Annotated in this window: 28 protein-coding genes; 13 read left to right on the plus strand and 15 right to left on the minus strand. The window is 71.2% G+C overall.

Features of this window, described 5'->3' with window-relative positions; genetic code table 11:
- Positions 1-28 precede the first annotated feature (28 nt).
- Entirely contained in the window at positions 29-922 is an 894-nt protein-coding gene (locus MYMAC_RS16165; RefSeq protein WP_095958738.1) for an SMP-30/gluconolactonase/LRE family protein, read from the plus strand.
- 6 nt (positions 923-928) lie between these two features.
- On the opposite strand, the gene MYMAC_RS16170 is transcribed toward MYMAC_RS16165, so the two are convergent.
- The 8 genes from MYMAC_RS16170 to ccmA are packed head-to-tail and all read right to left on the minus strand — an operon-like array spanning position 929 to position 7,461.
- On the minus strand, positions 929-2,113 hold the full coding sequence (locus tag MYMAC_RS16170) for a zinc ribbon domain-containing protein (protein ID WP_095958739.1): 1,185 nt from the start codon (positions 2,111-2,113) through the stop codon (positions 929-931).
- 27 nt (positions 2,114-2,140) lie between these two features.
- Positions 2,141-2,692: a TlpA family protein disulfide reductase gene (locus MYMAC_RS16175; RefSeq protein WP_095958740.1), complete on the minus strand. Its 552-nt coding sequence runs from the start codon at positions 2,690-2,692 to the stop codon at positions 2,141-2,143.
- Complete coding sequence (locus tag MYMAC_RS16180; RefSeq protein WP_095958741.1) at positions 2,692-4,713, minus strand: heme lyase CcmF/NrfE family subunit; 2,022 nt, start codon at positions 4,711-4,713, stop codon at positions 2,692-2,694. Before MYMAC_RS16180 ends, MYMAC_RS16175 begins: the two co-directional genes overlap by 1 nt.
- On the minus strand, positions 4,710-5,189 hold the full coding sequence (locus MYMAC_RS16185) for a cytochrome c maturation protein CcmE (protein ID WP_013939831.1): 480 nt from the start codon (positions 5,187-5,189) through the stop codon (positions 4,710-4,712). The genes MYMAC_RS16180 and MYMAC_RS16185 overlap by 4 nt, the downstream gene beginning before the upstream one ends.
- Before the next feature lie 6 nt (positions 5,190-5,195).
- Positions 5,196-5,384, minus strand: coding sequence for a heme exporter protein CcmD (locus MYMAC_RS16190; protein WP_013939832.1), 189 nt, complete (start codon positions 5,382-5,384; stop codon positions 5,196-5,198).
- A 2-nt stretch (positions 5,385-5,386) separates the two neighbouring features.
- Positions 5,387-6,100 (minus strand): cytochrome c biogenesis protein CcsA, encoded by a 714-nt coding sequence (gene ccsA / locus MYMAC_RS16195; protein WP_013939833.1) that lies wholly within the window; start codon positions 6,098-6,100, stop codon positions 5,387-5,389.
- A 3-nt stretch (positions 6,101-6,103) separates the two neighbouring features.
- Positions 6,104-6,805, minus strand: coding sequence for a heme exporter protein CcmB (locus tag MYMAC_RS16200; protein WP_013939834.1), 702 nt, complete (start codon positions 6,803-6,805; stop codon positions 6,104-6,106).
- Positions 6,802-7,461, minus strand: a complete 660-nt coding sequence (gene ccmA / locus MYMAC_RS16205; protein ID WP_095958742.1) for a heme ABC exporter ATP-binding protein CcmA — start codon at positions 7,459-7,461, stop codon at positions 6,802-6,804. The genes MYMAC_RS16200 and ccmA overlap by 4 nt, the downstream gene beginning before the upstream one ends.
- A gap of 380 nt (positions 7,462-7,841) precedes the next feature.
- On the opposite strand from ccmA, the gene exoL reads away from it, so the two are divergent.
- The 5 genes from exoL to exoP all read left to right on the plus strand — a co-directional run bounded on the left by exoL (position 7,842) and on the right by exoP (position 13,408).
- The gene (exoL, locus tag MYMAC_RS16210; protein ID WP_013939836.1) at positions 7,842-8,999 is read left to right on the plus strand and encodes a spore coat polysaccharide deacetylase ExoL; all 1,158 of its coding nucleotides are present in this window, start codon (positions 7,842-7,844) and stop codon (positions 8,997-8,999) included.
- Positions 8,996-10,516 carry a spore coat polysaccharide flippase ExoM gene (gene exoM, locus MYMAC_RS16215; RefSeq protein WP_013939837.1) on the plus strand — a complete coding sequence of 507 codons (1,521 nt, stop codon included), beginning with the start codon at positions 8,996-8,998 and terminating at the stop codon, positions 10,514-10,516. The genes exoL and exoM overlap by 4 nt, the downstream gene beginning before the upstream one ends.
- 73 nt (positions 10,517-10,589) lie before the next feature.
- Positions 10,590-11,108 (plus strand): serine O-acetyltransferase, encoded by a 519-nt coding sequence (locus MYMAC_RS16220; protein WP_043711099.1) that lies wholly within the window; start codon positions 10,590-10,592, stop codon positions 11,106-11,108.
- A gap of 19 nt (positions 11,109-11,127) precedes the next feature.
- Positions 11,128-12,219, plus strand: coding sequence for a spore coat polysaccharide biosynthesis glycosyltransferase ExoO (exoO, locus tag MYMAC_RS16225; protein ID WP_095958743.1), 1,092 nt, complete (start codon positions 11,128-11,130; stop codon positions 12,217-12,219).
- Positions 12,206-13,408 carry a spore coat polysaccharide biosynthesis glycosyltransferase ExoP gene (gene exoP / locus MYMAC_RS16230; RefSeq protein WP_095958744.1) on the plus strand — a complete coding sequence of 401 codons (1,203 nt, stop codon included), beginning with the start codon at positions 12,206-12,208 and terminating at the stop codon, positions 13,406-13,408. Before exoO ends, exoP begins: the two co-directional genes overlap by 14 nt.
- 12 nt (positions 13,409-13,420) lie before the next feature.
- On the opposite strand, the gene MYMAC_RS16235 is transcribed toward exoP, so the two are convergent.
- The 6 genes from MYMAC_RS16235 to thiS are packed head-to-tail and all read right to left on the minus strand — an operon-like array spanning position 13,421 to position 18,182.
- Positions 13,421-14,599, minus strand: a complete 1,179-nt coding sequence (locus tag MYMAC_RS16235; protein ID WP_095958745.1) for a DUF4350 domain-containing protein — start codon at positions 14,597-14,599, stop codon at positions 13,421-13,423.
- On the minus strand, positions 14,596-15,489 hold the full coding sequence (locus tag MYMAC_RS16240) for a DUF4129 domain-containing protein (RefSeq protein WP_095958746.1): 894 nt from the start codon (positions 15,487-15,489) through the stop codon (positions 14,596-14,598). Before MYMAC_RS16240 ends, MYMAC_RS16235 begins: the two co-directional genes overlap by 4 nt.
- Positions 15,490-15,510: 21 nt before the next feature.
- Entirely contained in the window at positions 15,511-16,482 is a 972-nt protein-coding gene (locus MYMAC_RS16245; RefSeq protein WP_239989564.1) for a hypothetical protein, read from the minus strand.
- A 47-nt stretch (positions 16,483-16,529) separates the two neighbouring features.
- On the minus strand, positions 16,530-17,165 hold the full coding sequence (locus tag MYMAC_RS16250) for a thiamine phosphate synthase (protein ID WP_095958747.1): 636 nt from the start codon (positions 17,163-17,165) through the stop codon (positions 16,530-16,532).
- Between the two features lie 16 nt (positions 17,166-17,181).
- A complete protein-coding gene (locus MYMAC_RS16255) occupies positions 17,182-17,967 on the minus strand; it encodes a thiazole synthase (protein ID WP_013939845.1) in 786 nt (261 codons plus the stop codon).
- A 14-nt stretch (positions 17,968-17,981) separates the two neighbouring features.
- The gene (thiS, locus tag MYMAC_RS16260; protein ID WP_013939846.1) at positions 17,982-18,182 is read right to left on the minus strand and encodes a sulfur carrier protein ThiS; all 201 of its coding nucleotides are present in this window, start codon (positions 18,180-18,182) and stop codon (positions 17,982-17,984) included.
- Between the two features lie 168 nt (positions 18,183-18,350).
- On the opposite strand from thiS, the gene MYMAC_RS16265 reads away from it, so the two are divergent.
- The 7 genes from MYMAC_RS16265 (at position 18,351) to MYMAC_RS16295 (ending at position 25,053) form a co-directional block, all read left to right on the plus strand.
- Positions 18,351-18,503 (plus strand): hypothetical protein, encoded by a 153-nt coding sequence (locus tag MYMAC_RS16265; RefSeq protein WP_013939847.1) that lies wholly within the window; start codon positions 18,351-18,353, stop codon positions 18,501-18,503.
- A gap of 216 nt (positions 18,504-18,719) precedes the next feature.
- Complete coding sequence (locus MYMAC_RS16270; RefSeq protein ID WP_095958748.1) at positions 18,720-19,325, plus strand: hypothetical protein; 606 nt, start codon at positions 18,720-18,722, stop codon at positions 19,323-19,325.
- Positions 19,326-19,542: 217 nt separating this feature from the next.
- Positions 19,543-20,676 carry a serine/threonine-protein kinase gene (locus MYMAC_RS16275; RefSeq protein ID WP_095958749.1) on the plus strand — a complete coding sequence of 378 codons (1,134 nt, stop codon included), beginning with the start codon at positions 19,543-19,545 and terminating at the stop codon, positions 20,674-20,676.
- Between the two features lie 99 nt (positions 20,677-20,775).
- On the plus strand, positions 20,776-21,780 hold the full coding sequence (locus MYMAC_RS16280; RefSeq protein WP_095958750.1) for a dipeptidase: 1,005 nt from the start codon (positions 20,776-20,778) through the stop codon (positions 21,778-21,780).
- A 36-nt stretch (positions 21,781-21,816) separates the two neighbouring features.
- On the plus strand, positions 21,817-22,194 hold the full coding sequence (locus MYMAC_RS16285) for a hypothetical protein (protein ID WP_239989565.1): 378 nt from the start codon (positions 21,817-21,819) through the stop codon (positions 22,192-22,194).
- Positions 22,195-22,378: 184 nt separating this feature from the next.
- Positions 22,379-23,887: a hypothetical protein gene (locus MYMAC_RS16290; protein WP_095958752.1), complete on the plus strand. Its 1,509-nt coding sequence runs from the start codon at positions 22,379-22,381 to the stop codon at positions 23,885-23,887.
- The gene (locus tag MYMAC_RS16295; RefSeq protein ID WP_095958753.1) at positions 23,884-25,053 is read left to right on the plus strand and encodes an ARPP-2 domain-containing protein; all 1,170 of its coding nucleotides are present in this window, start codon (positions 23,884-23,886) and stop codon (positions 25,051-25,053) included. The genes MYMAC_RS16290 and MYMAC_RS16295 overlap by 4 nt, the downstream gene beginning before the upstream one ends.
- 20 nt (positions 25,054-25,073) lie before the next feature.
- Here the strand turns inward: MYMAC_RS16295 and MYMAC_RS16300 are convergent, their stop codons facing one another.
- Positions 25,074-25,394, minus strand: a complete 321-nt coding sequence (locus MYMAC_RS16300; RefSeq protein WP_239989566.1) for a carboxymuconolactone decarboxylase family protein — start codon at positions 25,392-25,394, stop codon at positions 25,074-25,076.
- Positions 25,395-25,442 lie beyond the last annotated feature (48 nt).

Genomic DNA, 25,442 nt, shown 5'->3' on the forward strand with positions numbered 1-25,442 from the left:
GTCGCTCGTTTTCATGGAGGAGCCGCGAATGCGCACCACCGATGTCGCCCGGCATGATGAAGCGAAGTGCCTCTGGCCCGCACGGGCCACGCTCGGCGAGGGCCCCTTCTGGATGGCCGCGGAGGGCGCGCTGTACTGGCTCGACATTCCGGGCCGCAAGGTGCACCGGCTGGAGCTCGGCGGGGGTGCCCAGGCGACGTGGGACACGCCCTTGCGCATCGCCTCGCTGGCGCCCAGGCGGAGCGGAGGCTTCATCGCGGGGACGGAGCAGGGCCTGGCCTTCTATGAGCCCCGGACCGGGCGCCTGGAGCGGATGCTCGACCCAGAGCCCCAGCGTCCCCACAACCGCTGCAATGACGGGAAGGTGGACGCGGAGGGGCGCTTCTGGGTGGGCACCATGGATGACGACGAGAAGGCGCCCACGGGCGCCCTCTACCGCTTCGACGCCCAGGGGCACCTGGCCCGAATCGATGAGGGCTACACCGTGACGAACGGCCCGGCCTTCAGCCCGGACGGGCGGACCCTCTACGTGAATGACTCGCCCCGGCGCGTCACCTACGCCTTCGACCTGGCCCCGGACGGCACGGCCTCCCGCCGCCGCGAGTTCCTCCGCTTCGAGGAGGCCCACGGCTTCCCCGACGGCATGACGGTGGACGCGGAGGGGGGGCTGTGGATTGCCTTCTACGCTGGAGGCTGCGTGCGCCGCTTCTCCCCCACGGGAGACTGGCTCGCCGAATACCGGCTGCCCGTGTCGAAGACGACCAGCGTCGCCTTCGGTGGTGAGCGGTTGGACCGGCTCTTCGTCACCACCGGGCGTGTCGGCCTCGGCGCCGCGGAGGTCGAGGCCCAGCCCCTGGCGGGCGGGCTCTTCGAGCTGGACCCCGGGGTCCGGGGCGTGGCGCCCGTGCCCTACGCGGGCTGAGCGGGCTCAGCCCGCCTCTTCGGTTTCCTCCTCGGCGTCGTCGTACTGCCGCGCGGGCAGCTCGGCGGCGCGCTCCGCGCGCAGGTGCTGCACCGCGAGGAAGCCCACCGCGCCCAGGCCGAAGACGAAGGCGAAGGGCCCGGGGAGCAGGCGCATGTTCAGCCCCGCGAAGCCCAGCGCCAGGGCCACCGCGCCCACGGGCAGGTAGCGCGTCCAGGATGGACGCTCCACCTCCGGGCGCAGCGCCAGCAGGGCGAGCACGGCCAGCAGCGCCAGCTCCACCACCACGGACGCCGGCAGGTCCCAGCCCCGCAGGTGGGTGACGCCGCCGCCGTAGCTGTAGAGGATGTCGTCCGTGGGCCGCTGCGTGGCGATGACGCGGAGCTCGGGCGGGCCCTGGGGGATGGGCGCGTTGGCCGGGATGCCGCCCACGTCCAGCGTCGCCGTGCCCCAGGGCGCGAAGAGCGCCAGGAGGCACACCACCACGCCACCCAGGCCCACGAGCCGCGGCATGACCAGGAGCTGGCGGGGGTCGAAGTACGCGCCCACGCCGTCCTCGCCCGCGATGACCTTGCGGTATTGGTCATGCGCCACCAGGCCCACGCCGGCCACCATCAGCAGCGGGAGCACGCCCAGGCTGAGCGAGCGCAGCGCCAGCGCCACCATCACCGCGGTGGCGGTGGCGGCGGCCTCCGGCGTCATCAGCACCGCGGGCATCCGCTCGGTGAAGCCCGGTGACTGCTCCGCCGCGCGCAGCTCCCGCGCGACGAGCACCGCGCCGCTCACCACCGCCAGCAGCGCCCCGAGCAGGCCCGGGCCGGAGGAGGAGAGCAGGGTGGAGAGGATGACGGCGCAGCCCACCCCGATGACGCCCAGCACCGTGGGTGAGTGGGCCGGCACGTGCGCCAGCCACTTCGGCCCGTCGTAGGGCGGGGCGGACTGGCCCGGGTCCGTCTGGTCCTCGGGCGGGATCTCGGGGGCGTCACGGCCCGCGTAGGGCTGCGCGTGCTCCTCCGCCTCGTCCAGGATGTCCGCCGCGTAGGCGGGCTGCGACAGGTCGCGTTGGGGGCGCGAGGGCCGGAGCGCGGCCCGGGCGCCCGTTCCCCTGGGCGGCTCGGGCATCGTCGCGCCGCAGTTCTCGCAGTACCTCAACCGGGCATTGGAGTCTTCACCACACTCCGGGCACCGCATACCGCCACCTCGTTGGAACGACAGGGACTAATTCCGTGCGGCCTCGGCGGGGGCGGAGGGCGTGGCCAGCTCCTGGATGCGCAGGGCCAGCGTCTGCGGGTCGATGGGGCCCACGTGCTTGCCCCGGATGACGCCGTTGGGGTCGATGAAGTACGTCTCCGGCACGCCCGCCACGCCGTAATCCAGCGCCATCCGCGAGCGCGGGTCCACGAGCTGCGGGAAGCTGGCCCCGTACTGCTGGAGGAAGCCGCGCGCGTTGTCGTCGGTGTCCTGGAACACCACGCCCAGGAACACCGCCTGCGAGCCGTACTGGCGGGCGCCCCACTCCAGCACGGGGTGCTCGACGCGGCACGGCCCGCACCAGGACGCCCAGAAGTTGATGACCACCGGCCGGCCCTTGAGGTCCGCCAGGCTCACCAGCTCCCCGCTGTCCAATGCGCGCAGCCCGAAGTCCGGGGCCGGCTTGCCCTTCATCATGAAGGGGACCTCGTGCGGGTTGCGCCCGAAGCCCTTGAAGAGCACGAACAGCAGCCCCGCGCAGAGGACGACGAAGCCCAGCGTGTAGCGCCAGCCCTTCATCAGGCGGCCCCTCGCTCGGCGTCACCACCCGTCAGCGGGGACGCGCCCACCGCCGGCGCGCCCGCCATGGCCACGGCCGCCTTGCGGCGCGGCCACAGCGCGATGAGGGTGCCCAGCACCAGCAGCGGGATGCTCCACCAGATCCATCCGACGAGCGGGAAGACCCAGACGTTGAAGCTCGCCGTGCCGGCCTGCTCGGAGAAGGCCATCAGCGACATGTAGAGGTCCTCGGCCGGCGTCTCGCGCACGCCGGGGGTGCCGATGGGGTCCGTGCTGCGCTCGTAGTAGTTGAGGCGCGGCTTCAGCTCGGACACCTTGCCGCCGGGGGACGTCACCTCCACGCGCGCCGCCACGTAGGTGCGGTGGGCCTCCTCGCCGCTGACCAGCCCCAGGTACTTCATCTGGTAGCCGCCCAGCTCGATGACCTGCCCCTTCTTCAGCGTGCCGGAGGTGTGCTCCACGTACGCGGAGGACGCCGCCACGGCGACGATGATGAGCACGATGCCCAGGTGCACCACGTAGCCGCCGAAGCGGCGCTGGGCCTTGAGCGCGCTCGTCGTGAGCGCGGTGACGAAGCCCTCCTTGCGCTCCGACATGCGCACCCGCACCGGCGCCACCAGCTCCCGCAGGGTGACGACGGTGACGAAGCCCGCCAGCCCGAAGGTCATCAGCGGGTACACGCCGCGCAGGCCCACCGCGAAGCACACCGCCGTCACCACCAGCCCCACCACGGCGGGGATGATGAACTGCCGGCGCAGCGTGGCCGGATCCGGCTTGCCCCAGGGGAGCACCGGGCCCACGCCCATCAGGAAGAGCACCGCGATGCCGCCCGGCACTGCCATCTTGTTGAAGTACGGCTCACCCACGCTGACGCGCACGCCGCGCACCGCCTCGGAGATGAGCGGGTACAGCGTGCCCAGCAGCACCGTGAAGGTGATGGCCACGAACACCAGGTTGTTCACCAGGATGCTCGACTCGCGCGACAGCGGCGAGGCCAGCGTGCCCTCCGGGACCAGGAGGGGGCCGCGCACCGCCAGCAGGCCCACGCACAGCACCAGCAGGACGCCGAGGAACACCAGGAAGGTGGGCCCGATGTCCGACTGGGTGAAGGAGTGCACCGAGTTGAAGATGCCCGAGCGCGTCATGAACGTGCCCAGGATGGTGAGCACGAAGGACGCGAGCGCGAGGCTGAGCGTCCACAGCTTCAGCATCCGCTTGCGCTCCTGCACCATGGTGGAGTGCATGAACGCCGTGGCCGTCAGCCAGGGCAGGAAGGACGCGTTCTCCACCGGGTCCCACGCCCAGTAGCCGCCCCAGCCCAGCACAGCGTAGGCCCACCAGGCGCCCAGGATGATGCCAATGGACAGGAAGAGCCACGCCACCAGCGTCCAGCGCCGCAGGGGCGCCATCCACGCCTCGCCAATCTCGCCGCGCAGCAGGCCCGCCACCGCGACGCCGAAGGGCACCGTCATGCCCACGTAGCCCAGGTACAGCATGGGCGGGTGGATGACCATCAGGACATGGTTCTGCAGCAGCGGGTTGGGGCCGGGGCCGTCCGCCGGCACCGGGGACACCGCGCCCCAGGGGTTGGCCGGGCCCGCGATGAGGAAGGCGAAGAAGACGCCCACCGCCAGCATGGTGCCCAGCGCGAGCTGCATGTAGCGCGCGTGCTCCTTGCGGTGGATGTACGCGAAGGCGGCGATGTAGCCGCCCATGATGAGCCCCCAGAAGAGGATGGACCCCTCCAGGGCGCTCCACAGCGAGACGACGGTGTAGACCAGCGGCGTGGCCCGGCTGCCCACCTGCGCCACGTAGCGCACGCTGAAGTCGTGCGTGACGAGCGCGTGGACCATCACCAGGTTGGAGCCAATCATGCACGCGGCGAAGCCCCACACCGCGCGCATCACCCACGGGAAGCCCGCGTCACTGCGGCGCAGGCCGCTCACCAGGCCCACGAGCGCGCCGAAGGCCGCGAACGCGAGCCCCCCGAGCACCAGGCCGTAACCCACGGTTCCGTTCACTTCGCACCCACCGCCGTGGTGGCGTCGGAGAGCGTCTCCTGCCACTTGCCGGGGTCCTCACCCTCCTTGGGGGCGCGGTACTCGTTGGAGTGGTTCACCATCAGCCGGTTGGAGCTGAAGACGCCGGACTTGTCGTAGGTGCCCTCCACCACGACGCCAATCTTGTCGCGGAACATCTGCGGCGGCGTCTCCGTGGAGCGCACCAGCACGCTGGGCGCGCCTTCCTTGGCGTCATCCGCCACGCGGAAGTGCAGGGTGGTGTGCTCGGCGTTCCACTGGATGCTGCCCGGCTCCACCACGCCGCCCAGGCGGATGGTGGCCGAGTACGCCTTGGAGCCCTGGCCCAGCATCTCCGACGGGCTCCAGTAGTAGACGAGGTTCTCCCCGATGTTGCCGAAGGCCACGAACCCCAGGCCGGCGCCCGCGACGAGCAGGGCCCCCAGGGCAATCAGACGGTTTCGCGCGACAGGAGACATGGCGAATCACTCCTTGGCGTCGGTGGGGGCCTTGGGCCGACGAACCCAGAGAGACACGGCGTAGAGAACCAGCATGGCGACTGTAATGGCGTAGCAGGCCCAGACATAGCCCCAGCCGCCGACGATGCGGCCGCTGCCCACCTGGCCGGGCGCCGCCGCGAGGATGAAGAGCATCTGCGTGGAAAGCGTCATCATGTTCAGGCCACCCTCGAGGAGCTGGCGCCGCCCGCGGCGGAGAGGTCCTGTGGCAGCGCGTCCGGAAGGGCGACCTCCGCCTGGCGCTCGGCCAGGGCCTGGCGGTAGCGCTGCACCAGGAACCAGATGGTGAGGAACAGCATGCCGAAGGCCGACACGCGCAGGGCCAGCGTCATCTCCGGGTCCACCGTCTTCGGCGTGGACTGCACCTGGTGCAGGCTACGCCACCACCGCACGGAGAACCAGACGATGGGCAGGTTGATGGCGCCGATGATGGCCACCACCGCGCTCCAGGTGGCGCGCTTCTCCGGGTCCTCCACGAAGCGCCGCAGCACCAGGTAGCCGGTGTACGTCACCAGCATGATGGCCTGCGAGGTGAGGCGCGGATCCCACGACCAGTAGACGCCCCAGGTCGGCCGGCCCCAGATGGCGCCCGTAATCATGCCCGCGGTGCCCAGCACCAGGCCGACCTCGGCGGCGGCCTCGGCGGTGGCGTCCAGCTTCCAGCTCGCCTTCATGAGGTAGGTGATGGCCGCCACGAAGTTGACGGCCATGGCCACCATGGCCACCCACTGGAGCGGCACGTGCACGTACATGATGCGCTGCACGTCGCCCATCTCACGGTCCGGTGGCGCCCAGGCCAGGCCGAGCCACCACCCCGCGGCGAGAACGACCAGCGCCAGCGCCGGCAGACCCCACTTGATGAACTTTCCCATCCGTCAGTCCTCGATGATCCGCGGGAACAGCAAGAAGCCTACGCCCCAATAAATCAGATTGAATCCGCCCAAAAGCCCCAGCCATGAGCCAAACTGATTCATGGGGTCTCCTTGGAGTACGAGCGTGGTCGCCTTGGCCGCGGAGAGCAGGGCCGGGATGACGAGCGGGAACAATAGCAAAGGCAGGAGCACGTCCCGTGCCCGGGCATTGCTCGAAATCGCGGCGTAGACCGTACCGGGGGCGCTCAGCGCCAGGCAGCCGAGCAGGAGGATGAGCCCCAGGTCCGCCACGCTGGTGACGATGCGCACCCCATACAGGGCCACCATCACGGGCACCAGCAGCGCGCCCAGGGCCGTCAGCAGCAGGGCGTTGCCCAGGGCCTTGGACAGGAAGATGGCGCGGGCGTCGGCGGGGGCCAGGCGGATGCCGTCCAGGCAGGCGTTCTCCGACTCGACGCGGAACGTCTCTCCCAGGGCGAGCACGCTGGAGAAGAGGATGGCCAGCCAGAAGTAGCCGCCCGCGTTCTTCTCCAGCAGCCGGGTGTCCGGCCCCAGCGCGAAGGAGAACATCAGCAGCGTGGCGAGCGCGAAGAAGATGATGGCGTTGAGGCGCGCGCGGGTGCGCCACTCGATGAGCAGGTCCTTGCGCAGCAGGGCGAAGGTGGCCGCCAGCAGGCCAATGGGGCGGGGACGCGGAGCGCTCATGCCGCCACCGCCCGGCCTTCCTGGAGGTGAAGGCGCTCTTCACACAGCGTCAGGCCCTGCTCGATGAGGTGGGTGGCGAGGATGACGGTGACGCCGCCGGCCTTGAGCTCCGCGATGATGCCCTCCATGTCGCGGATGCCCGCGGGGTCCAGCTCGCCGAAGGGCTCGTCGAGCAGGGCGATGGACGGCGCCTTGAGCAGCAGGCGGCCAATCGCCAGCCGCTTGCGCATGCCGGCGCTGAAGCTGCGGATGGGGCTGTCGGAGCGGCGGTGGAGGCCCACCCGGTTCAGCACCGTGTCGGTGGCGTCCCCGGGCGAGGGCAGCCCCAGCAGCCGGGCCAGCACCACGAGGTTCTGGTGCGCGGTGAGGTCCTCGTAGAGGAAGCTGGCGTGCGACAGCAGGGCCACGTCGCGGCGCACCGCGTCGCGCTCCACCACGGCGTCGCGCCCCAGCACCTCCACCCGGCCCGCCGTGGGGCTCAGGGCGGTGGCCAGGAGGCGCAGCAGCGTCGTCTTTCCGGAGCCGTTGTGGCCGGTGAGCAGCAGCGAGCGTCCGGCGGGGAGCGCGTAGGTCAGACGCGCCAGGGCCCACCGGCGCCCATAGCGCTTGCTGACGTCATGCAGGGCGAGCGCGGGGGCGGCGGAGAGGGGAGGCATCGGCGGTGCCGTTCGTATCCGGAAACCAGAACGTCCACCAGTGAAACCCGGGGTGGCGGCCTGGAGGAGGAAGGAGCGGGCCTGTCAGGGGGAAAGGTTTTCCACCCATGTGGTCGCAGGTGCCCGCCGGGGGCCTCCGGGGTTCCACGGAGGGGAACGTCCACTGCTCGCCATGCGAGCCGTGCGGACGGACGGCCCTCTCGACTGCCCGGCCTGGGGTGCCCAACCTCCTGGCACCTCCCCTGCAACGGTGCGCGGGCATGCGAGGCGGACGGTGCTGATCCGCGCGGAGGGCGTGAATGGCGACGGGCAAGGTATTGCGAAGGGCGGTCAAGGCGGCGGCGGCGGGGATGATCCACTACAGCGGGATGCGGCGGGCAATGGCCGCGTACCGGCGCTCCCAGTCGGGTGGGAGGCGCATCCTCATCGTCAGCTACCACCGCGTGGTGAGCGACTTCACCGGGGAGCTGCAGCGCTCGATTCCCGGCCTGCTCATCTCCCAGGAGACCTTCCGCCGTCACCTGGAGGAGGCGCACGCGGCGGGCTTCGAGCTGGCCTCCATCGGTGACGCGGTGGACGTGATGAACGGCCGCCGGGTGGCGAAGAAGGACCTGTGCGTGGTGACGTTCGACGACGGCTACCGCGACGTCTACCGCTACGCCTATCCCGTGCTGAAGCAGATGGGCGTGCCGGCCATCACCTATCTGCCCACGGCGTTCATCAACACCGACAAGCGCTTCAACCACGACCGGCTCTTCCACCTGCTGCGCCGGGTGCAGGAGCGCCGCTTCAAGCCGCTCTACGACTCGCTGCCCGCGCCCGCGCTGCAGCTTTTGGGGCCCATCCTCTCCGGGCAGAAGACGGTGTCGGCGTCGCTGGACGACTTCATCGGCGAGCACCCCACGCGCGTGCTGACGGAGATCATCGACGCGCTGGAGCAGCAGCTCGGGGGCGGCGCGGACCTGCTGCCGGAGCAGGGCGACGTCATGAACTGGGACGAGGTGCGCCGCATGGCGCGCGACGGCTTCGAGTTCGGCGCGCACACGCTGGGCCACACGGTGCTGACGCTGGAGCCCCAGGAGGTGGTGGAGCGCGAAATCCTGGAGTCCAAGCGCGCCATCGAGCGCGAGGTGGGCATCACCGTGAAGGACTTCGCCTACTGCAACGGCTGGTACTCGGACGAGGTCATCCGCGTGCTGTCGGCCAACGGCTTCCGCTCCGGCGTCACCACGGAGGACATGCCCAACCGCATTGGCGGGGACCCCTTCACCCTCAAGCGCAAGGTGCTGTGGGAGAACTTCAGCCTGGGCCTGCTCGGGGACTACTCGTCGTCCCTCACCGGCTGCCAGTTGGATGACTGCTTCGGGGTGCTGGGCATGAGCAGCCCGGTGCCGGGGAAGCGCCCCCATTTCATCAGCGGCCCCGCCGGGGGAAACCAGGTGAGCAGTGCCCCGGTGCGGGCGAGCCCCACGTCGTTGAACAGCAATGAAATCGTGGTGGGGCCGGAGACCCCCACGAACATCCAGGAGGCTCCGTGAGCGGAAGTTCCACGTCGGCCGCGTCCGGGGGCTCGTTCCTCGGGCGCGCCGGCCCCTTGGTGTTGGCCCGGCTGTTCACCGCCGGGCTGACGCTGTCCATTCCCCTCGTGCTCGCCCGGGTGCTGGACCTGGACGACTACGGGACGTACTACCAGCTCTTCCTCATCGCCACGACGCTCTACTACGTCCTGCCGTTCGGCGTGGTGCAGAGCCTCTACTACTTCCTGCCCCGCGCGGACGCGAAGCGGCCGTTCCTGGGGCAGACGCTGCTGTTCATGTCCGCCATGGGCCTGGTGGGCGCCGCGGCCGTGTGGGCGCTGCTCGGGTACGTGGCGGGCTGGTTCTCCAACCCGGCGCTGGCCGAGTACCGCCTGCCGCTGGCCGCGTACACCGCCTTCCTGCTGGGGAGCTTCCCGCTGGAGGTGTCGCTCACCTCGCAGGGCCGCACCAAGGCGTCCGCGTGCGTCTACCTGGTGTCGGACGCGGTGCGGGCCTCCGTCATGGTGGTGCCGCCGCTGCTGGGCGCGTCGCTCTACGGGATGATGCTGGCGGTGGCGGCCTTCGCGGGCCTGCGCTACCTGGCGACGTGGGCGGTGTCGCTGCGCGGCGCCACCGGTCCGCTGGTGGACGGCCAGCGCTTCCGCGAGCAGCTCACGTACGCGGCGCCCTTTGGCGCGGCCATGCTGCTGGCCATTCCGCAGCAGAACGCGCACCTGTACGCGGTGGCGGGCGCGGTGGCGCCGGCGCTGTACGCGTTGTACCGCGTGGGCTGCTTCCAGCTTCCCGTGGTGGACCTGCTCTACACGCCCACCAGCGAGGTGCTGATGGTGCGCCTGGGCGAGCTGGAGCGCGAGGGCCGCCTGGAGGAGGGCGTGGAGGCCTTCCGGGAAGCGGCCGGGAAGCTGGCCTACTTCTTCCTGCCCTTCGCCGCGTTCCTCTTCGCGGCGGCGCCGGAGTTCATCGGGGCGATGTTCGGCGAGAAGTTCCTGCCCGCGGTGCCGGTGTTCCGCATCAGCGTGCTGGGCGTGGTGCTGTCCATCCTGCCCATGGACGGGACGCTGCGCGCCCGGGGCCAGACGCGGGCCATCTTCGCGTCCTACGCGGTGAAGGCGGCGGTGACGGTGCCGCTGGTGTGGCTGGGCGTGAAGCACTTCGGGCTCATGGGCGGCATCGGCTCGTGGGCGGTGGCGGAGGTGGTGGGCAAGGCCATGCTGCTGGCCCGGGTGCCCGCGGCGCTGTCCACTCCGGAGCGGAAGCTGGGCGTGGCGGACGTGATTCCCTGGCAGTCGCTGGGCAAGGCGACGCTGGCGGCGTGCGCGGCGGCGGCGGCGGTGTTCGTCCTCCGGGCCGGGGCGCACGGGGCCTGGGCGCACCTGCCCACGGGCTTCCTGTGGCGCGTGCTGCCGCTGGCGGTGGCCGGGGCGCTGTTCTTCACCGGGTACCTGGTGGTGCTGCACTTCACGGGCGTGCGGCCGCTCAGCCTGATCGCGGGGCTGCGGGCGCGCAGGGCGGGTTAGGGAAGGGCACTTCCCTCCCCGCGGGGTGGTACCTAGTTTGGTTCGGGTCGGAACAAGGGGGTTGGGAGGCGTGATGGGTGTCGACGCGATGACGTTCTACCGGCTCGCGCACGGGCTGAAGAAGCGGGGCGTGCCCCTGCTGCCAGCCGTGCTGCGCAAGGCCATCTACTATCTACACAGCTCGTACATCCCCGAGGACGCGGAGATTGGGGAAGGGACGCAGCTGGGCTACGGCGGCATTGGCGTGGTCATCCACAGGGCCGCCAGGATTGGCCGCCACTGCCTCATCTCCCAGCAGGTGACCATTGGCGGGCGCTCGGGCATCGAGGGCGCTCCCGTCATCGGTGACTACGTGCGCATGGGCGCGGGCGCGAAGGTGCTGGGCAACATCCACATCGGTGACTTCGCCGTCATCGGGGCCAACGCCGTGGTGGTGAAGGACGTGGCCCCGGGCGCGGTGGTGGCCGGCGTGCCGGCGCGGGTCATCCGGCAGGATCCGGATCCGCTCGCCAGCTACCAGCGGGAGATGGGGCAGCTTCCGCCCCGCGTGCCGCTGGTGTCGGTGCCAACGTCCTCCACGCTGCGCCAGTAGCCCCCCTGGAGCCACATCGATGCGCGTGCTCCTCGTCGGGGACTACCCGCCGCCGCATGGCGGCGTCGCGGTCCATGTTCAACAGCTTCATGGCTTCCTGCGCGGCCGCGGGGTCGACGTGAAGGTGCTCGATATCGGGAAGGGTGGCCGGCCGGCTCCGGACGTCATCCCGGCGCGTGGCGCCGCTCCGTTCGCCCTGCGGCTCGCGCGGCACCTTGCCTCGGGGTGGACGGTGCACGTCCACACCAGCGGCAACAACCCGAAGTCCTGGGTGCTGGCGGGCGTGGTGGGCGGCCTGCCCGGGCCGAAGTCCCCCCGGGTCATCACCCTGCACTCCGGGCTGCTGCCGGACTACCTCGCCGCGTCGGCCACGCGGCGGCGCTTCGCGCGCGTGGCGCTGGCGGGCTACGCGCGGGTGATGGCCGTGTCCACCGCGGTGAAGTTGGCGCTGGTGGCGTGCGGCGTGCCAGCGCAGAAGGTCGAGGTGCTGCCGGCCTTCTGCGCCTCGCAGGTGCGGCCGGGCCCCGTGCCAGCCGAGGTGGAAGCCGCGCGCTCACGGCGGCGGATTCTGCTGTCCATGGCGCATCATCCCTCGCCCGTCTACGGACGCGCGCTGATGTTCCGCGCCCTGCGCGAGCTGGCGCGGACGTGGCCGGACGTGGGGCTGGCGCTCTTCGGGCCGGGGCTGGACTCAGAGGCGTTCATCCGCGACGTCCGCGAGGCGCGCGTGGCGGGCCACCTGGAGGTGCTGGGCGAGCTGGAGCACCCCGCGGCGCTGGGGCTCATCGCGCGCAGCGACGCCTTCGTGCGGCCCACCACGCATGACGGGGACTCCATCTCCGTGCGCGAGGCGCTGACGTTGGGCGTGCCCTGCGTGGCCAGCGACGTCTGCGTCCGGCCGGAGCCCACGCGGGTGTTCGCCGCGGGGGACGCGGCGGACCTGGCGCGGGTGATTCGGGAGGCCGTGGCGGCAGGGCCCCTGCATGTGCCCCAGGTGGATGCGGGGCCGGAGCTGCTCTCGCTGTACGCGGAGCTGTCCTCCAACAACGGATTGATGGCGTCACACGAACAAGGTTCAGACCTGGGGGAGACGAGACATGCGGCGCAGTGATGAGCTGGACCTCGCGCGGAGGGCGCTGCGCGGGCGGGACCTGGTGGTGTTCTCCAATGACTGGGATGGGGACCCGCTGTCCAAGGTCCACATCATGCGGATTCTCTCCCGGGAGAACCGCATCCTCTGGGTGAACAGCATCGGCAACCGCGCGCCGAAGGCCAACGCGCACGACGTGAAGCGCATCTTCGACAAGCTGGGCCGCTTCACCGAGGGCGTCCGCGAGGTGGAGCCCAACCTCCACGTGCTGTCGCCGCTGGCCATTCCCTTCTATGGCTCGGAGCTGGTGCGCGGCGCCAACCGGCGGTTGCTCCGGCTCCAGGTGCTGCGGGCGATGAAGAAGCTGGGCTTCGACAAGCCCATCTCCTGGAGCTTCCTGCCCGCGTCCGCGCCGGTGTCCGGGACGCTGGGCGAGGAGTTCGTCATCTACCACTGCGTGGACGAGTTCTCCGCCTTCAGCGACACCAACGGCCGGCACATCGCGGAGCTGGAGGAGCGGCTGCTCAAGCGCGCCGACCTCTGCATCACCTCCGCGGAGCGCCTGCGGGAGAACAAGGCCCGCGTCAATCCGCGCACGGTGCTGGTGCGCCATGGCACCGACTTCAGCCACTTCGTGAAGGCGTGTGAGCCTGCCACGGTGATTCCCGCGGACATCGCCCGGCTGCCCAAGCCCATCATCGGCTTCTTCGGGCTGGTGGCGGACTGGGTGGACCAGGAGGCCCTCATCGCCACGGCCCGCGCGCACCCGGAGGGCTCGGTGGTCATCATCGGCAAGACGACGCCGGACTGCGACGACTCCGCGCTTCGGGCCGAGCCGAACATCCACATGCTGGGCCGCAAGCCGTACGCGGACCTGCCGGGCTACAGCAAGGCGTTCGACGTGGCGCTGATGCCGTTCAAGGTGAGCGAGCTGACGCTCAACGCCAACCCGCTCAAGGTGCGTGAGTACCTGGCGTCCGGCCTGCCCGTGGTGTCCACGGACCTGCCGGAGGTCCGCAAGGTGGGGCTGTGCAAGATCGCCAAGGACACCGAGGACTTCGTGCGCAAGGTGGATGAGTGCCTGGCGGACAAGCCCGGCCCCAGCCGCGAGCGCGCCGAGCGCATCTTCAGCGAGAGCTGGGACGCGCGCGTGGATGAAATCCGCCACCACGTGGGCGCCGCGCTGATGGCGGACGGCAAGTCGCTCTGACGGCCCGTCCCGTCAGGCGCGCGTCTCCCGGCCCGCCAGCGCCCGCTCCAGGTGGGCGTAGCGGCGGGCCACCCGCGCGTAGTCCGCCGGCGCCACGGTGGGCTGCGCGTGCGTGCGCGTGAGGTCCGCCTTCGCCTCCAGGTACTCCGTGGCGGGGACGCCTCCGTCCTGCTCCAGCAGGCGCGCGGCGTCCGCGTCCGACAGGCTCAGGGGAATGCCCAGCCGCTCCTGCATCCGCTGGCGGAGTGACTGGTCCAGCTCCGGCAGCAGCTCCTGCTCCACCTTCGCGCGGCGCATGAGCCAGCCCATGCTGCGCACGTACTCCAGGGCGGACCGGTGGCGCTCCTCGCGCAGCGGGCGGGGCGCGCCGAAGCGGGTGCCGCGCGACACGACGTAGAGCAGCCCCACCGCCAGCACCTGCGCCACGAAGACCCAGATGCCGCGGGAGAAGGGCGGCGGCGGCGCGAGCTGATGGTGGTACTCGTCGAACAGCAGCGGGCCCCGGGCCGCCAGCGCCTCCCAGAAGCGCAGGTTGTCCAGCAGCTCCAGGCGCCGGTTCTCCAACAGGTCCGCGCCCGCGAGCACGTACACCTCGCCCTTGCCCACGGGCCACCGCCACACCGCCACCGAACCGCCCAGGCCCGCGACGGGCACGGCGTCGTCATGGCCCATGCGCAGGCCCCGGTCCTGGGAGACGCGAAGCCGGGAGAGCCCGTGCAGGGGCCCCACGGGCAGCCACACGTCCGCGGTCGTCCCGCCCACGTCGGACAGCGTCGAGTCCAGGCCCCGGCTGCTCGCGGGCATCATCAAGCCGGACTCCAGGTACAGCCACTCCTCGAGCGCGGCCTGGTGCTGTCCCAGCTCGCGGGGGGACAGGTACACCAGCGTTCCGCCCTCGGTGACGAAGCGCTCCAACTCGGTGACTTCCTCGTCCGTCACCGGCCGGCCCTCGGGGGCCGCGAGCACCACCGTGCGCGTGCTGGACGCAATCGCCTCAAGCGGCGCGAGCTGCGTGTCCACGGCCCGGCCGCCCTCGCGCAGGTACAGGTAGAGCGCGCGAGCCCCCTGCGGCGCCGTGTTCTCCACGGTGGGCACGGGCGAGTCGGGCGCTTCCGTGCGCGTGGACAGGCCCACGGCCAGCGCCAGGACGATGAGCACACCGAAGAAGGCAACGGCCCGCGTGCTCCTCACCGTGCGCCCTCCGCGCCCAGGGTCCCGTTCAGCGTTTCGACCTCCGTGACGAAGCGGGCCGCCTCCTCCGTGGCCACGGGCGCGAGCGAATAGAAGGTCCTGTCGTACCAACCCATCAGCCGCTCCACCTCACGCACGAGCGGGGCGGAGGCGCCCCGGCCCGGCAGCTCCGCCGCCAGCTCCCGGTTCGTCCGGACGCGGTCCGGCCGGGCCAGCCGCTGTTCTTCCAATGCGGACAGCAGGCTCAGCAGGCCTTCCCGGATGGCCTCGCGCGCGTCGGAGGGGAGCGCGGCGCGGGCCCTGCGCAGGTGCTCCGCGGGGGAGTCCAGCACCAGGGGCGCGGCGTCCACGGCGGCGGCAGCGGGGCCCTGGACCGCCTTGCGCCCGCGCCGCGCGCCGAGCCGGAGCACGCCCCACAGGACGAGCGCGAGCGCCAGCCCGAGCATCACCGCGCGCGTGGCCACCGCGAAGCCCTGGGCCTCCCTCGATTCGAAGAGGCCCTCCAGCCACGCCGTCACCTCCCGCATCAGCCGCTTCAACGCATCCCCGTGCCGCTCTCGCGCGCGAGAGAACTCCGGCCGGTCGAGGATGGCCTCCAGGCGCTCGGGCTCGGTGGGCGGCGGGGTGACGGCGCTGGGGCTGTTCGCCAGCGCCTGGACCTCACACGCCTCCTTCAGGAAGCGGGCGACCTGCGCCGCGCGCTCGGGCGCGGCGTCATCCGGGCGCGCGGGCGGCAGCGGCATCCCGCCCAGGCGCGCGGAGAGGGTGCCGAGCCCATCGGCCAGCTCGGCCGGGCGGTGTTCGGCCGTCTCGCGCAGGTCCCGGGTGACGTCCTCGCGCTCGGCGCAGGGCAGGGAGGCCAGCAGCAGGAGGATGGGCAGGCTCGTCACGGGGCAGTCCGGAGAACGGCGTCAGGGCGCGGGCGCGGTGGTGTCGAGCTGGTGTTCCAGGTCCAGCGCTTCGCGGCGCACGCGCATGTCCAGATAGAAGAGCGCGCAGAAGACGAAGTTGATGGGCGTGAAGAAGGACTGCGCCACCGTCTGCACGAGCTCCACGGGCACCAGCAGGAGCTGCGGCGTGCGGGCCATGGTGCCGGCCTCGAAGGGGTTGCCGTAGGGCAGCATCACCAGCCACGAGGGCAGCCCGGAGACGAGCTGCACGGAGATGAGGATGAGGCTCACCACGGTGAAGAGAATCATCGCCCGCACCATCACCCGGCCCAGGAAGCCCGGCTCCACGCGGCCCGACAGGAGCTGACCGGAGCGCCGGAAGGTCTCCCACGCGCCCAGGTCCTCCATGGCCAGCACCGGGGGCACCAGCAGGAAGCGCAGCATGTACCAGAGCGCGGCGGCCACCAGGCCCAGGCCCGCGAGCAGCGCGCCCACCACGCCCAGCACGGCGGCCAGGGTGTTGGAGCCCGAGGCCAGCCCCGCCGCGACGCCGATGACGGCGATGAGGAACCCCGGAAGCATGAGCGCCAGGGTCACCAGCGCGGACCAGCCGAGCGACAGCAGGTACACCCCCGTCAGCGTGCCCAGCCGCGAGAAGCCCCGGCGCAGGGCCTCCGCCGGACGGACGGGCTCCCCCAACTGGGCCGTCAGCACGTAGCGGGACGTGGCGACGGTGGCCAGCCAGTACACCCAGAGGAGGAACAGGAACAGGGTCGTCCACAGCGCGACGGTGATGGCGGCCTGCGGGAGCACGACGTCCGGGTCCAACTGGGCGCGCGACTCCGTGTTGCCGGTGTAGAACAGCGGGGCCAGGCGCTGGTTCACCATCAGCATCGCCTTGGTCGCGATGTAGTTCACCAGCGTGAAGCCGAAGCTCAGCAGGAAGAGCGGCTTCACGTGGGCGCGCCAGAAGGTGGCGGCACGGTCAATCATCTCCCCCATGGCGAGGGGGCGCAGCGCGGTGGCAGCGGGTATGGGGCTCACGGGGCGCGCAGCATAGCCCGCCCCGCGCACGCGGCCAGCAGGCTCAATGCCGCCGCCCTGGGGTCATCCGCCTCCAGCACGGAGGAGATGACCGCGGAGCCCGCCGCGCCTGGCAGCTCGGCCGCGCGCGCCGGGGTGATGCCGCCCAGCGCCAGCGCGGGGCAGCCAAGCGCCGCGGCCAGGGTGCTGAAGCCCGTGGGCCCCAGCGGAGGCCGCGTGTCACCCGGCTTGGAGCCGGGGGAGAAGACGGGGCTCACCAGGGCCAGGTCCGCGCCCCGGGCCGCGTGGGCCTCCGACACGTCATGCACGGCCGCGCTGATCCACGTCCCGGAAGGGAGGTGGGGCCGGACCTCCTCCGGCGTGGGGCCATGGGCGGGGAGGTGGACGTGGGCGCCCACTCGCAGCGCCACGTCGAAGCGGCCGTTGACGAAGAGCGGGTTGCCCCGCTGCTGGCACAGCGCGGCCAACTCGCGCGCCTCTTCGAAAAAGCGGCGCCCGGTGGCCTCCGGGTGGCGGTGCTGGAGGGCCACCTGGGGGCCAGCGTCGAGCGCCTGGGAGAGCGCCCACCGCAGCCGCTGGGGCGGCAGGCGCCAGTCGGTGATGACGATGAGCCGGGGAAGGGGAGGCGTCATCGTCCGCACCCGCGCGTCAGTGGTGAACGAGCCCTTCGATGGGGCTGGACGCGGAGCCGTAGGCCTTCCGCGGGATGCGGCCCGCGAGGTACGCGTCGCGGCCGGCCTCCACCGCCTTCTTCATGGCCACGGCCATGCGCACCGGGTCCTGCGCGCCGGCGATGGCGGTGTTCATCAGCACCGCCTCCACGCCCAGCTCCATGGCGATGGCCGCGTCGGAGGCCGTGCCCACACCCGCGTCCACGATGACGGGGACCTTCACCGTCTCCAGGATGAGGCGGATGTTGTGCGGGTTGCGGATGCCCAGGCCGCTGCCAATGGGCGCCGCCAGCGGCATCACGGCCGCGCAGCCCGCGTCCTCCAGCTTGCGGGCGGTGATGGGGTCGTCGCTGGTGTAGGGCAGCACGGTGAAGCCCTCCTTCACCAGGATGCGGGCCGCCTTCACCGTCTCCTCGACGTCCGGGTAGAGCGTCTTCTCGTCGCCGAGCACCTCGAGCTTCACCCACTTGCTCATGCCCAGCTCCTCGGCGAGCCGGCAGGTGCGGACCGCGTCATCCGCCGTGTAGCAGAGCGCCGTGTTGGGCAGCAGGCGCAGGCGGTTGCGGTCAATCCAGTTCATCAGGGACGCCTCGCCCGTGGCCTTGAGGTCCAGGCGGCGCACGGCCACGGTCACCATCTCCGTGCCGGAGGACTCGTGGCAGCGCTTCATGATGTCGTGGCTGGGGTACTTCCCCGTGCCGAGGATGAGCCGGGAGTTGAACGTCACTCCGGCGATGGTGAAGGGCTTGTCCTGGATGCTCATGTGCCGACTCCTGGCTAGCCGCCGCCGACGAAGGTGACGATTTCCACGCGGTCCCCCGCGTGGAGCTGGTGTTCGGGATGGCGGGCGCGGCGCACCACCTCCGCGTTCACTTCCACGGCGACGCCGGGGCCGCCCACCTGCAGCGACTCCAGCAGCACCGAAAGGGTGGTGCCTTCGGGCACTTCGCGCGTCTCTCCGTTGACCCAGACCTGCATGGCCTCACGGCTCCTTGCGACGACGGGGACCTGGGCACGCACTACAAGGGTGACTCCGCGCTGTCAACGCGCTCGCCAGCCCGTGAGCCCGGCACCATCACCGGTACACCGCGGAGCCGCGCGGCAGCGGCGTGACGGCGTTCCACCTGGACTCCTACGCGCCCGAGGATGGCGGCGCGAATTCAGGCGCGCGCGTACGTGTTCCAGGACATGCCTCCCCCGGCGAGCGGCGTGCCCTTGCCGACGACGGAGGAGCGCGAACGCATCGCCCGGTGGGCGCGTGAAGGCGCGCCGCTGTGCGCGGATGCTGGCGGCATCTAGCACTTGCACATCTTGTTCCCTGGCAGGGCAGGCAGGCGGCCATGCGCCCCGTGGTCCGCCTTGGGCCCCTAGGGCCTCCGCACGCGCCGGACAAGCCCTGTGCAAGGGCGGGGCAAGCACCCACTTTCTGCCCAACGCCGGGGGAAACGCTCCCTCGGCCGCAAGTGAGTGAGGGGGAGACCTTCTCCCGTTCCCATGTGAAAGGAGCAGGAAAAAATGCGCAAGCTCATGATGGCGGTCACTGCGGTTGCCGGGATGTCGCTGGTGGTCACTGGTTGCAGCAAGCGCGACAACGTCGAGTCGCAGCGCCAGGATGTCGCCGAGGCCCGGATGGAGGCCCAGCAGGAGACGGCGGAGATCCGTCAGGACGCGCGAGAGGACATCGCCAGCACGCGGACGGAGGCCCAGGAGGACATCGCGGGGACTCAGCGTGAGGCCGAGGAGGAGGTCGCCAGCGCACGGCAGGACGTCCAGGACGAGCGCGAGGACCTGGCCGAGGCCGAGGCGGATCGACGGTCGGACCTGAATGACGACATGGCGCTGGGTGGCTCCGGCGCGGCGGGCGCCACGGCCGCGGCGAGCAGCGTGAACGGCCGGGTGCTCTCCACGGGCAGCGATGAGCTGACCGTCGTCGACACCCGCAACAACAAGCAGCTCGAGCTGAAGACGAACGACCAGACGCGCATCCTCCACAACAACCAGCCGGTGGAGCTGGGCGACATCCAGGAGGGGGCCCAGGTCCGCGCCTCGTATGTGCAGGAGGGTGAGGACATGGTGGTTCGCGAGCTGACCGTGACGCAGCCGGTGCAGAAGAAGAAGTAGTCGTCGCCGGCGCATCGGATGCAGCGAGCGGTTCGTCTCCTCACGAATCGCTCAGGGACGGCCTCTGCTTCGGCGGAGGCCGTTTCCTTTTTTCCCTGAATCCGTGCTGGGAGGTTGGAAGGGTGTGTCGGACGTGGGTGGTAGGAGGGATGCGTGAGGTTTTCTCACGCCTTCCCAACCCTGGGGAGGAGCTGCTGCCCAGGAGGCATCACCCACGATGTCGACTCAACCCCCAGAGCCGCCCGCTTCGAAGCCATTCATCCTCTTCACCACCGGGGCCACGGCCTATGAGCTGATCCGCTACATCGGGGCGCGGGGCTCCGGGGAGCTGCTGCTCGCCCGCAGGCACTACGCGGGCGTGCCCGGCGACCTCGTGCTCATCAAACGCTTGCTGGATGCCGGGGACGCGCATGGCCGCGCGCGCCTGCGCGAAGAGGTCAAGCTGCTGATGCGCCTCAGCCACCCGGCCATCGCGCAGGTGTTCCTGGTGCGGGTGCACGAAGGACTGCCCCACCTCGTGATGGAGCACGTGGACGGCAAGTCCCTGGAGACGCTCATCAGCTACGCGGCCTTGCGCCGCCGGCCCTTCTCGGAAGCCTTCGCCGCCTACGTGGGCGCGGAGGTGGCGGACGCGCTCCACCACGCCCATACGCTGGAGGACGCCCGGGGGCGCCCGTTGGGCATCGTCCACCGGGACGTGTCACCGCGCAGCCTGCGGCTGGATGCGCGCGGGCACGTGAAGCTGTCGGACTTCGCCATGGCGTGGGCGAAGCTGCCGGGGCGCCTCGTCACGGAGTCCCACGTCGTCCGGGGAGACCTGGCCTATGCCTCCCCCGAAGCGCTGGCGCGCCAGCCGTTGGACGGACGCGCGGACCTGTTCTCCCTGGGCGTGGTGCTGCTGGAAATCCTCACCGGGCTGCACCTGCTGGACCTGGAGGACGTGGAGCGCGCCGCGATCGCCGCGGGGCCCTTGCCCGAGGCGGAGGTGCTGCTGTCGGAGGTGCCAAGCTGGCTGCCCGCGCCCCTGATGGCCGCGCGCATGGCGTGCCTGACACCGGCGCACGTGGAGCGCGCCACGCAGGGGCTGTCACCGGCCATGCGCGCCATCCTGGGCAGGCTCTTGCGCCGGGAGCCCTCGGAGCGCTTCCAGTCCGGCCAGGAGCTGGCGGATGCCCTGCGCGCCGTGCTGGCCGGCCAGGGCTACGCCTACGGCCCCCATGAGGCCCAGCGGGAGGCCACCCAGGTCCGCCGGGACGCACGCTGCCGCCGGCAGACGGCGGATGTCCTGCGTTGGGAGGACTCCGTGCGGCCGGAGCCCCCTCCTCGCTCGGCGCCCGGTTCGGGGACTTGAGGCGGGCAGGGGGCGGGCGCCCTGGGCCCGGGGACGTCGCCGGGCCTGGGGATGCCGGTGGTGCTTGTTTCGCGCACGCGGGTGGGCAGACTGGGGCGCATGGGTGACGTGAAAGAGTTCCACCAGCGGTGGTGCATCGCGGACGGCCATGCGGATTCCCTCATGTGGAACCGCGACCTGTGTGAGCGCTCGGAAGAGGGCCACGTGGACTTCCCCCGGCTGCGGGAGGCGGGGGTGAAGCTGCAGTGCTTCACCATCGTCACCCGGGGCTTCCCCTTCATCGGAGGCTTCCCGGTGTTCGCCGCGTGGCGCGGGTGGCCCCGCGAGGCCCGCGCCAGCGAGTGGACCCGGGCGCTCTGGCAGATTGAGCAGCTGGCGTCGTTCTGCGAACGCTCCGGTGACACGGCGCGCATCACCACCACCGGAAGCCTGCTGGAGGACAACCTCGCCCAGGGGCGGCTGTCCGCGGTGCTGGGCGTGGAGGGGGGCCACGCCATCGAAGGCCAGGTGGAGCGCCTGACGGAGCTTCACCGGCGCGGGGTGCGCTTCATGGGGCTCACCCATCTGTCCAACAACGACCTGGGCGGCTCCTCCTTCCCGATGATGGGCAACAAAGGCCTGACGCCGCTGGGCAGGGACGTCATGGAGGAGATGGCCCGGCTGGGGTTGAGCGTGGACGTGGCGCACGCCTCGGAGTCCACGCTCAAGGACCTCTTCAGCCACCCGTCGGTGCGGTTCTTCTGCTCGCACACGGGGGTTCGCGCGGCGGGGGGCGGCTGGCGCAACCTGTCGGATGAATCCCTGCGCTTCATCGCCGACCGGGGCGGGGTGGTGGGCATCATCTTCGCCCCTGTCTACCTGGGCGGCGACACCGTGGATGACGTGGTCCGGCACATCGAGCACGCCGTGGACGTCATGGGAGAGGGCGGCGTGGGGCTGGGGTCGGACTACGACGGCATGGTTCCGTTGCCGCGTGGCATGCGGGACGTCACCGGGCTGCCACTGCTCACCGAGGCGCTGTTGCGCCGCCATCCACCGTCCTGGGTGGAACGCGTCATGGGCGGAAACTTCCGCCGTTTCTTCCAGGAGACACTGGGTGGTTGACCGGCGGCGGGACGCTCGAAATATTGGCCCGTGCCCATGAACCGCTCTCTGCTCGCATTCGTCCCGTTGGTTGGCTCTCTGCTCCTTGCTGGCTGTGGCCCGAGCGCGGGAGGTGACTGCGACGGCGGCGGCTTCGTCTGTCAGGAGAAGGTGCTGGCGCTGGAGTGCCGGGGGGGCACCTGGCGCGAGCTGCCCTGCCGGGGGCCCCTGGGCTGCCGTGAGACGAGCGAGGCGGTGCGGTGTGATACGTCCAACAACGTCGCGGGGGACGCCTGCGCCTCCAGCGCCGAGGGCACGGGGCTTTGCCGCGCGGACGGCCGCGCGGTGTTGGAGTGCCGCCAGGGCGTGCTGACGGAGACGGCCTCCTGTTCGGCCTGCTCCGTGGAGAACAGCCAGGTGACGTGCCAGCCTTGAGCCTGGCCCCCGCCGGGGTGTCAGGGCTTGGGGCGCCCATCGTGTGGTAGCGTCGGAGCGCCGCTCGCGGGACTCCGATGCGACTTCCGATTCAAGCCTTTGGAGCCTGACCCGCGGTCGTTTCTCTCTTCCCCGAGCGGCGCTTCCTCTTCCAGCCCGGCTGTCCGGGGAGGACGTGCTCACGATGGCCGCACTGGCGGAAGTCCGCGTCGAACAGGTCGCCCGCGAGGACCTGGTGATGTTCGTCAACGCCTGCTTTTCCTGCACGGGGCAGCGGGAGTTCTACGGCGACGCGCGCGGGCAGTCGGTCTCCATCGAGTTCCTGCACCAGTACATCCTGGGCAACTACCGCCGGCTGTACGCGCGGACGCTCGCCGCGGGCATCAACCACTTCAACCAGGCGCAGATTCTCCTCAACCTGCTCGCCAGCGGCAGCCCGGCGGATGCCCGGGACAAGCAGGAGGAGGGCGCGCTCATCGCCGCCGCCCTGCGCGCCCTGCCGCCCCAGCGCGCCTTCCGGGTCCTGGAGTCGCTGCGCGGCCGCCGCATCAACAACCGCCGGGCGCGCGCCGTGGCCCGGGACTACGTGCGTGGCCGCGCCAACCTGGCCTTCGACGCGGTGAAGTACCGCGCCAAGCTGCGCGCGGCCGTGTCCCACGGCCACCTGAAGCTGGAGGGAGAGCTGGGGCACTTCCTCTTCCACGGCTGGAAGAAGCGCGTCTTCACCCAGCCCTTGCTGGAGACCTTCCGCCGCGCGCACTACACCCAGGAGGCCCTCTACGAGCTGCCGTACACGGTGGCCGAGGGCCTGGCGGTGAAGCATGGCATCCCCCGGGACGTGTTCCTCCAGCGCATCGAGCCGCGCCTCACGGCGGCGGAGCGCCTGCGCCTGCAGGCCTCCGCGGCGCGCGAGCGAGGCACGCCGCCCCCGGTGGACCTGGGGCGGGCCTCCCTGACGAAGCTGGCGCTGTACGTGCTGGCCCTGGCGCCGGAGGTCCGGAGCGAGCGCCACGCGGAGCTGCACGCCGCGCTGGAGCAGGCCGCCGCCCGCGTCCTCCGCCGCGCGCCGTCCCCCCTGCGGCGGGTGGCCGCGATTCTGGACAACAGCTATTCGTCCTCCGGCTCCCTGGAGAAGCGCCGCCGTCCCCTGGGCGTGGCGTTGGCCACGCATTACCTGCTGTCCGCGGCGGCCCGTGAGTACCGCGCGTGGTGGACGAGCCCCGTGGAGGAGCCGCTGCTCGTCAGCGCGCGAGGGCAGACGGACCTCGCCACGCCGCTGCTGGACGCGTTGGCCTGGGGCGCCGACCTGGTGGTCATCGTGTCCGACGGTTACGACAATGACCCGCCCCAGGCGGTGGCCGAGCTGACGCGCGTGTTCCGCACGAAGCTCGACCCGGGGCGCCGCACGGCGCTGGTCCACGTCAATCCGGTGTTCGACTCGGAAGGGTTCGCGCCCCGCTCCTTCGGGGCGGCGGTGCCCACGGTGGGCGTCCGGGACGCGGAGGACGTGCCCACCGTGCTGGGCTTCGCGCGCTTCGCGGAGGGGGCGGCGTCGCTGAGCGAGCTGGAGGCCTACCTCGCGTCGCGCGTGGAGGCGATGCTGGCGCGCGACGCCCGGGAGCGGCCGGACGGCGAGGGCGCTGTTGTCGGCCCTGGTTTGGAAGCGGCGCTGACGGAGGAGGGGGGCTCATGACGGACGCACGGCTCATCCAGCGGTTGGAGCCAGCGGGGCTGCGGCTCGCGCCCTCGCAGGTCTGGGGTGGCATCCGGCTGGTGCCCGTCCTTCGGGACGAAGTGCGGGGCGACCTTCGCATGCACGTGCGGACCTACGACGACGCGGCCGCGGTGGTCTCGGTGAAGGGCGGGCTGAAGGAGCCCGGCCTCAAGTACGTCGCCTATGTCCCTCACGCGCTGGTCATGACGTGGGGCAACCGCCAGGCGGACGCCGTCTATGGGACGCAGTTGCACGCCGTGGACGGGAAGCGCCTCAAGGCCGGCCCTCACTCCATCCGGCTGCTGCATCGGATGGTGCACCGGGAGGACCGGCGCCAGCTCCGGATGCTCCCGTTGCACCTGGCCATGGAGGGCTTCCTGGCCTTGCAGTTCGGCGGGCCGGAGATTGCCTGGGCGGAGTATTCGCGCGAAGGCCTCTCGCGGGGCCTGGACCCACGCTTCGAGACCTCAATCCCTGGGTGGGCCTCGCCGATGCTGGACGGCGCGCTGCGCACCTTCGAAATCCATCCGCGGCAGGTGGGCCTGCTGCTGTTCAACGCGGATGTTTTGCTGTCGGCCTTCGTCGTCGCTCACCCGGACGACTACCGCGCGCTGCACCGGACGCTGGTGGAGGACTTCTACGGCGAGCTGCTGCTCCAGTACGGCTTCCTGGGCGACGCGCCCGAGCTGGGTGTCACCCTGGACGCGGCGCGCGTGTCCAGCCTGGACGACCTGCGCGACGAGGTGAGCCGCATGCGCCAGGAGTGGGCCGACTTCCACGGCTTCATGGCCGGGAGCCTCTTCGGCGCGAACGTGGCCTCCACCCGCGTCTACAAGGCAGGTGGTTTCCTGCTCCAGCGCTTCCACACGTCGCTAGACCCGGCGGAGGAGAACCACCTTGGCGAGGCCATCGTCGGCACGGATGGCACCCTGGAGTACCTCAAGACGTATCGCCTGTCGGCGGCGCAGACGCGCCGGGCCTATCTCCTGTCACGGCTCGCCGAGAGCGGCTGGCACCTGGAGGAGACCGCGGAGCGCCTGCGTACCACGGTCAGCGACCTGGTCCTCCGGCTGCGAAACGCCGGGTTCGGCTACCTCCTCAAGGACGCCGTCCTCCAAGCCGCCCAGCGGCAGCACCGGCGCTGAGCGCTGACGCTCCGGCGGCGCTACTCCTCCGGCTTCTTAGGCGGCGGCGGCGGCGCATAACCCGTGGCCGCCATCCGCTTCCCGCTGCGCTGATACAGCTCCGCGGGCATGTCCTGGACGCCGGTGCCGTCAATCCAGCGGTTGTAGAAGTTGAACAGGGCGCACACCGTCACGGTGTCGAAGACGGCCTCGTCCGTCCAGCCCGCGTCCTTCAGGCGGGTGATGTCCTCCTTGCCCACCTGCGCCGCGCGGTGGTTGAGGGTGTCCACGAAGGCGAAGAGGGCCTTCTCGGCCTCGGAGACGGGCGCTGTCGCCACGTCCTCCAGGACCGCCTTCACCATGTCGGGGTTGCCCAGCAGTTCCGCCGCGACCGCGGCGTGAGAGCCCGT

This window comes from Corallococcus macrosporus DSM 14697 (genome assembly GCF_002305895.1).
Taxonomy (GTDB): Bacteria; Myxococcota; Myxococcia; order Myxococcales; family Myxococcaceae; genus Myxococcus; species Myxococcus macrosporus.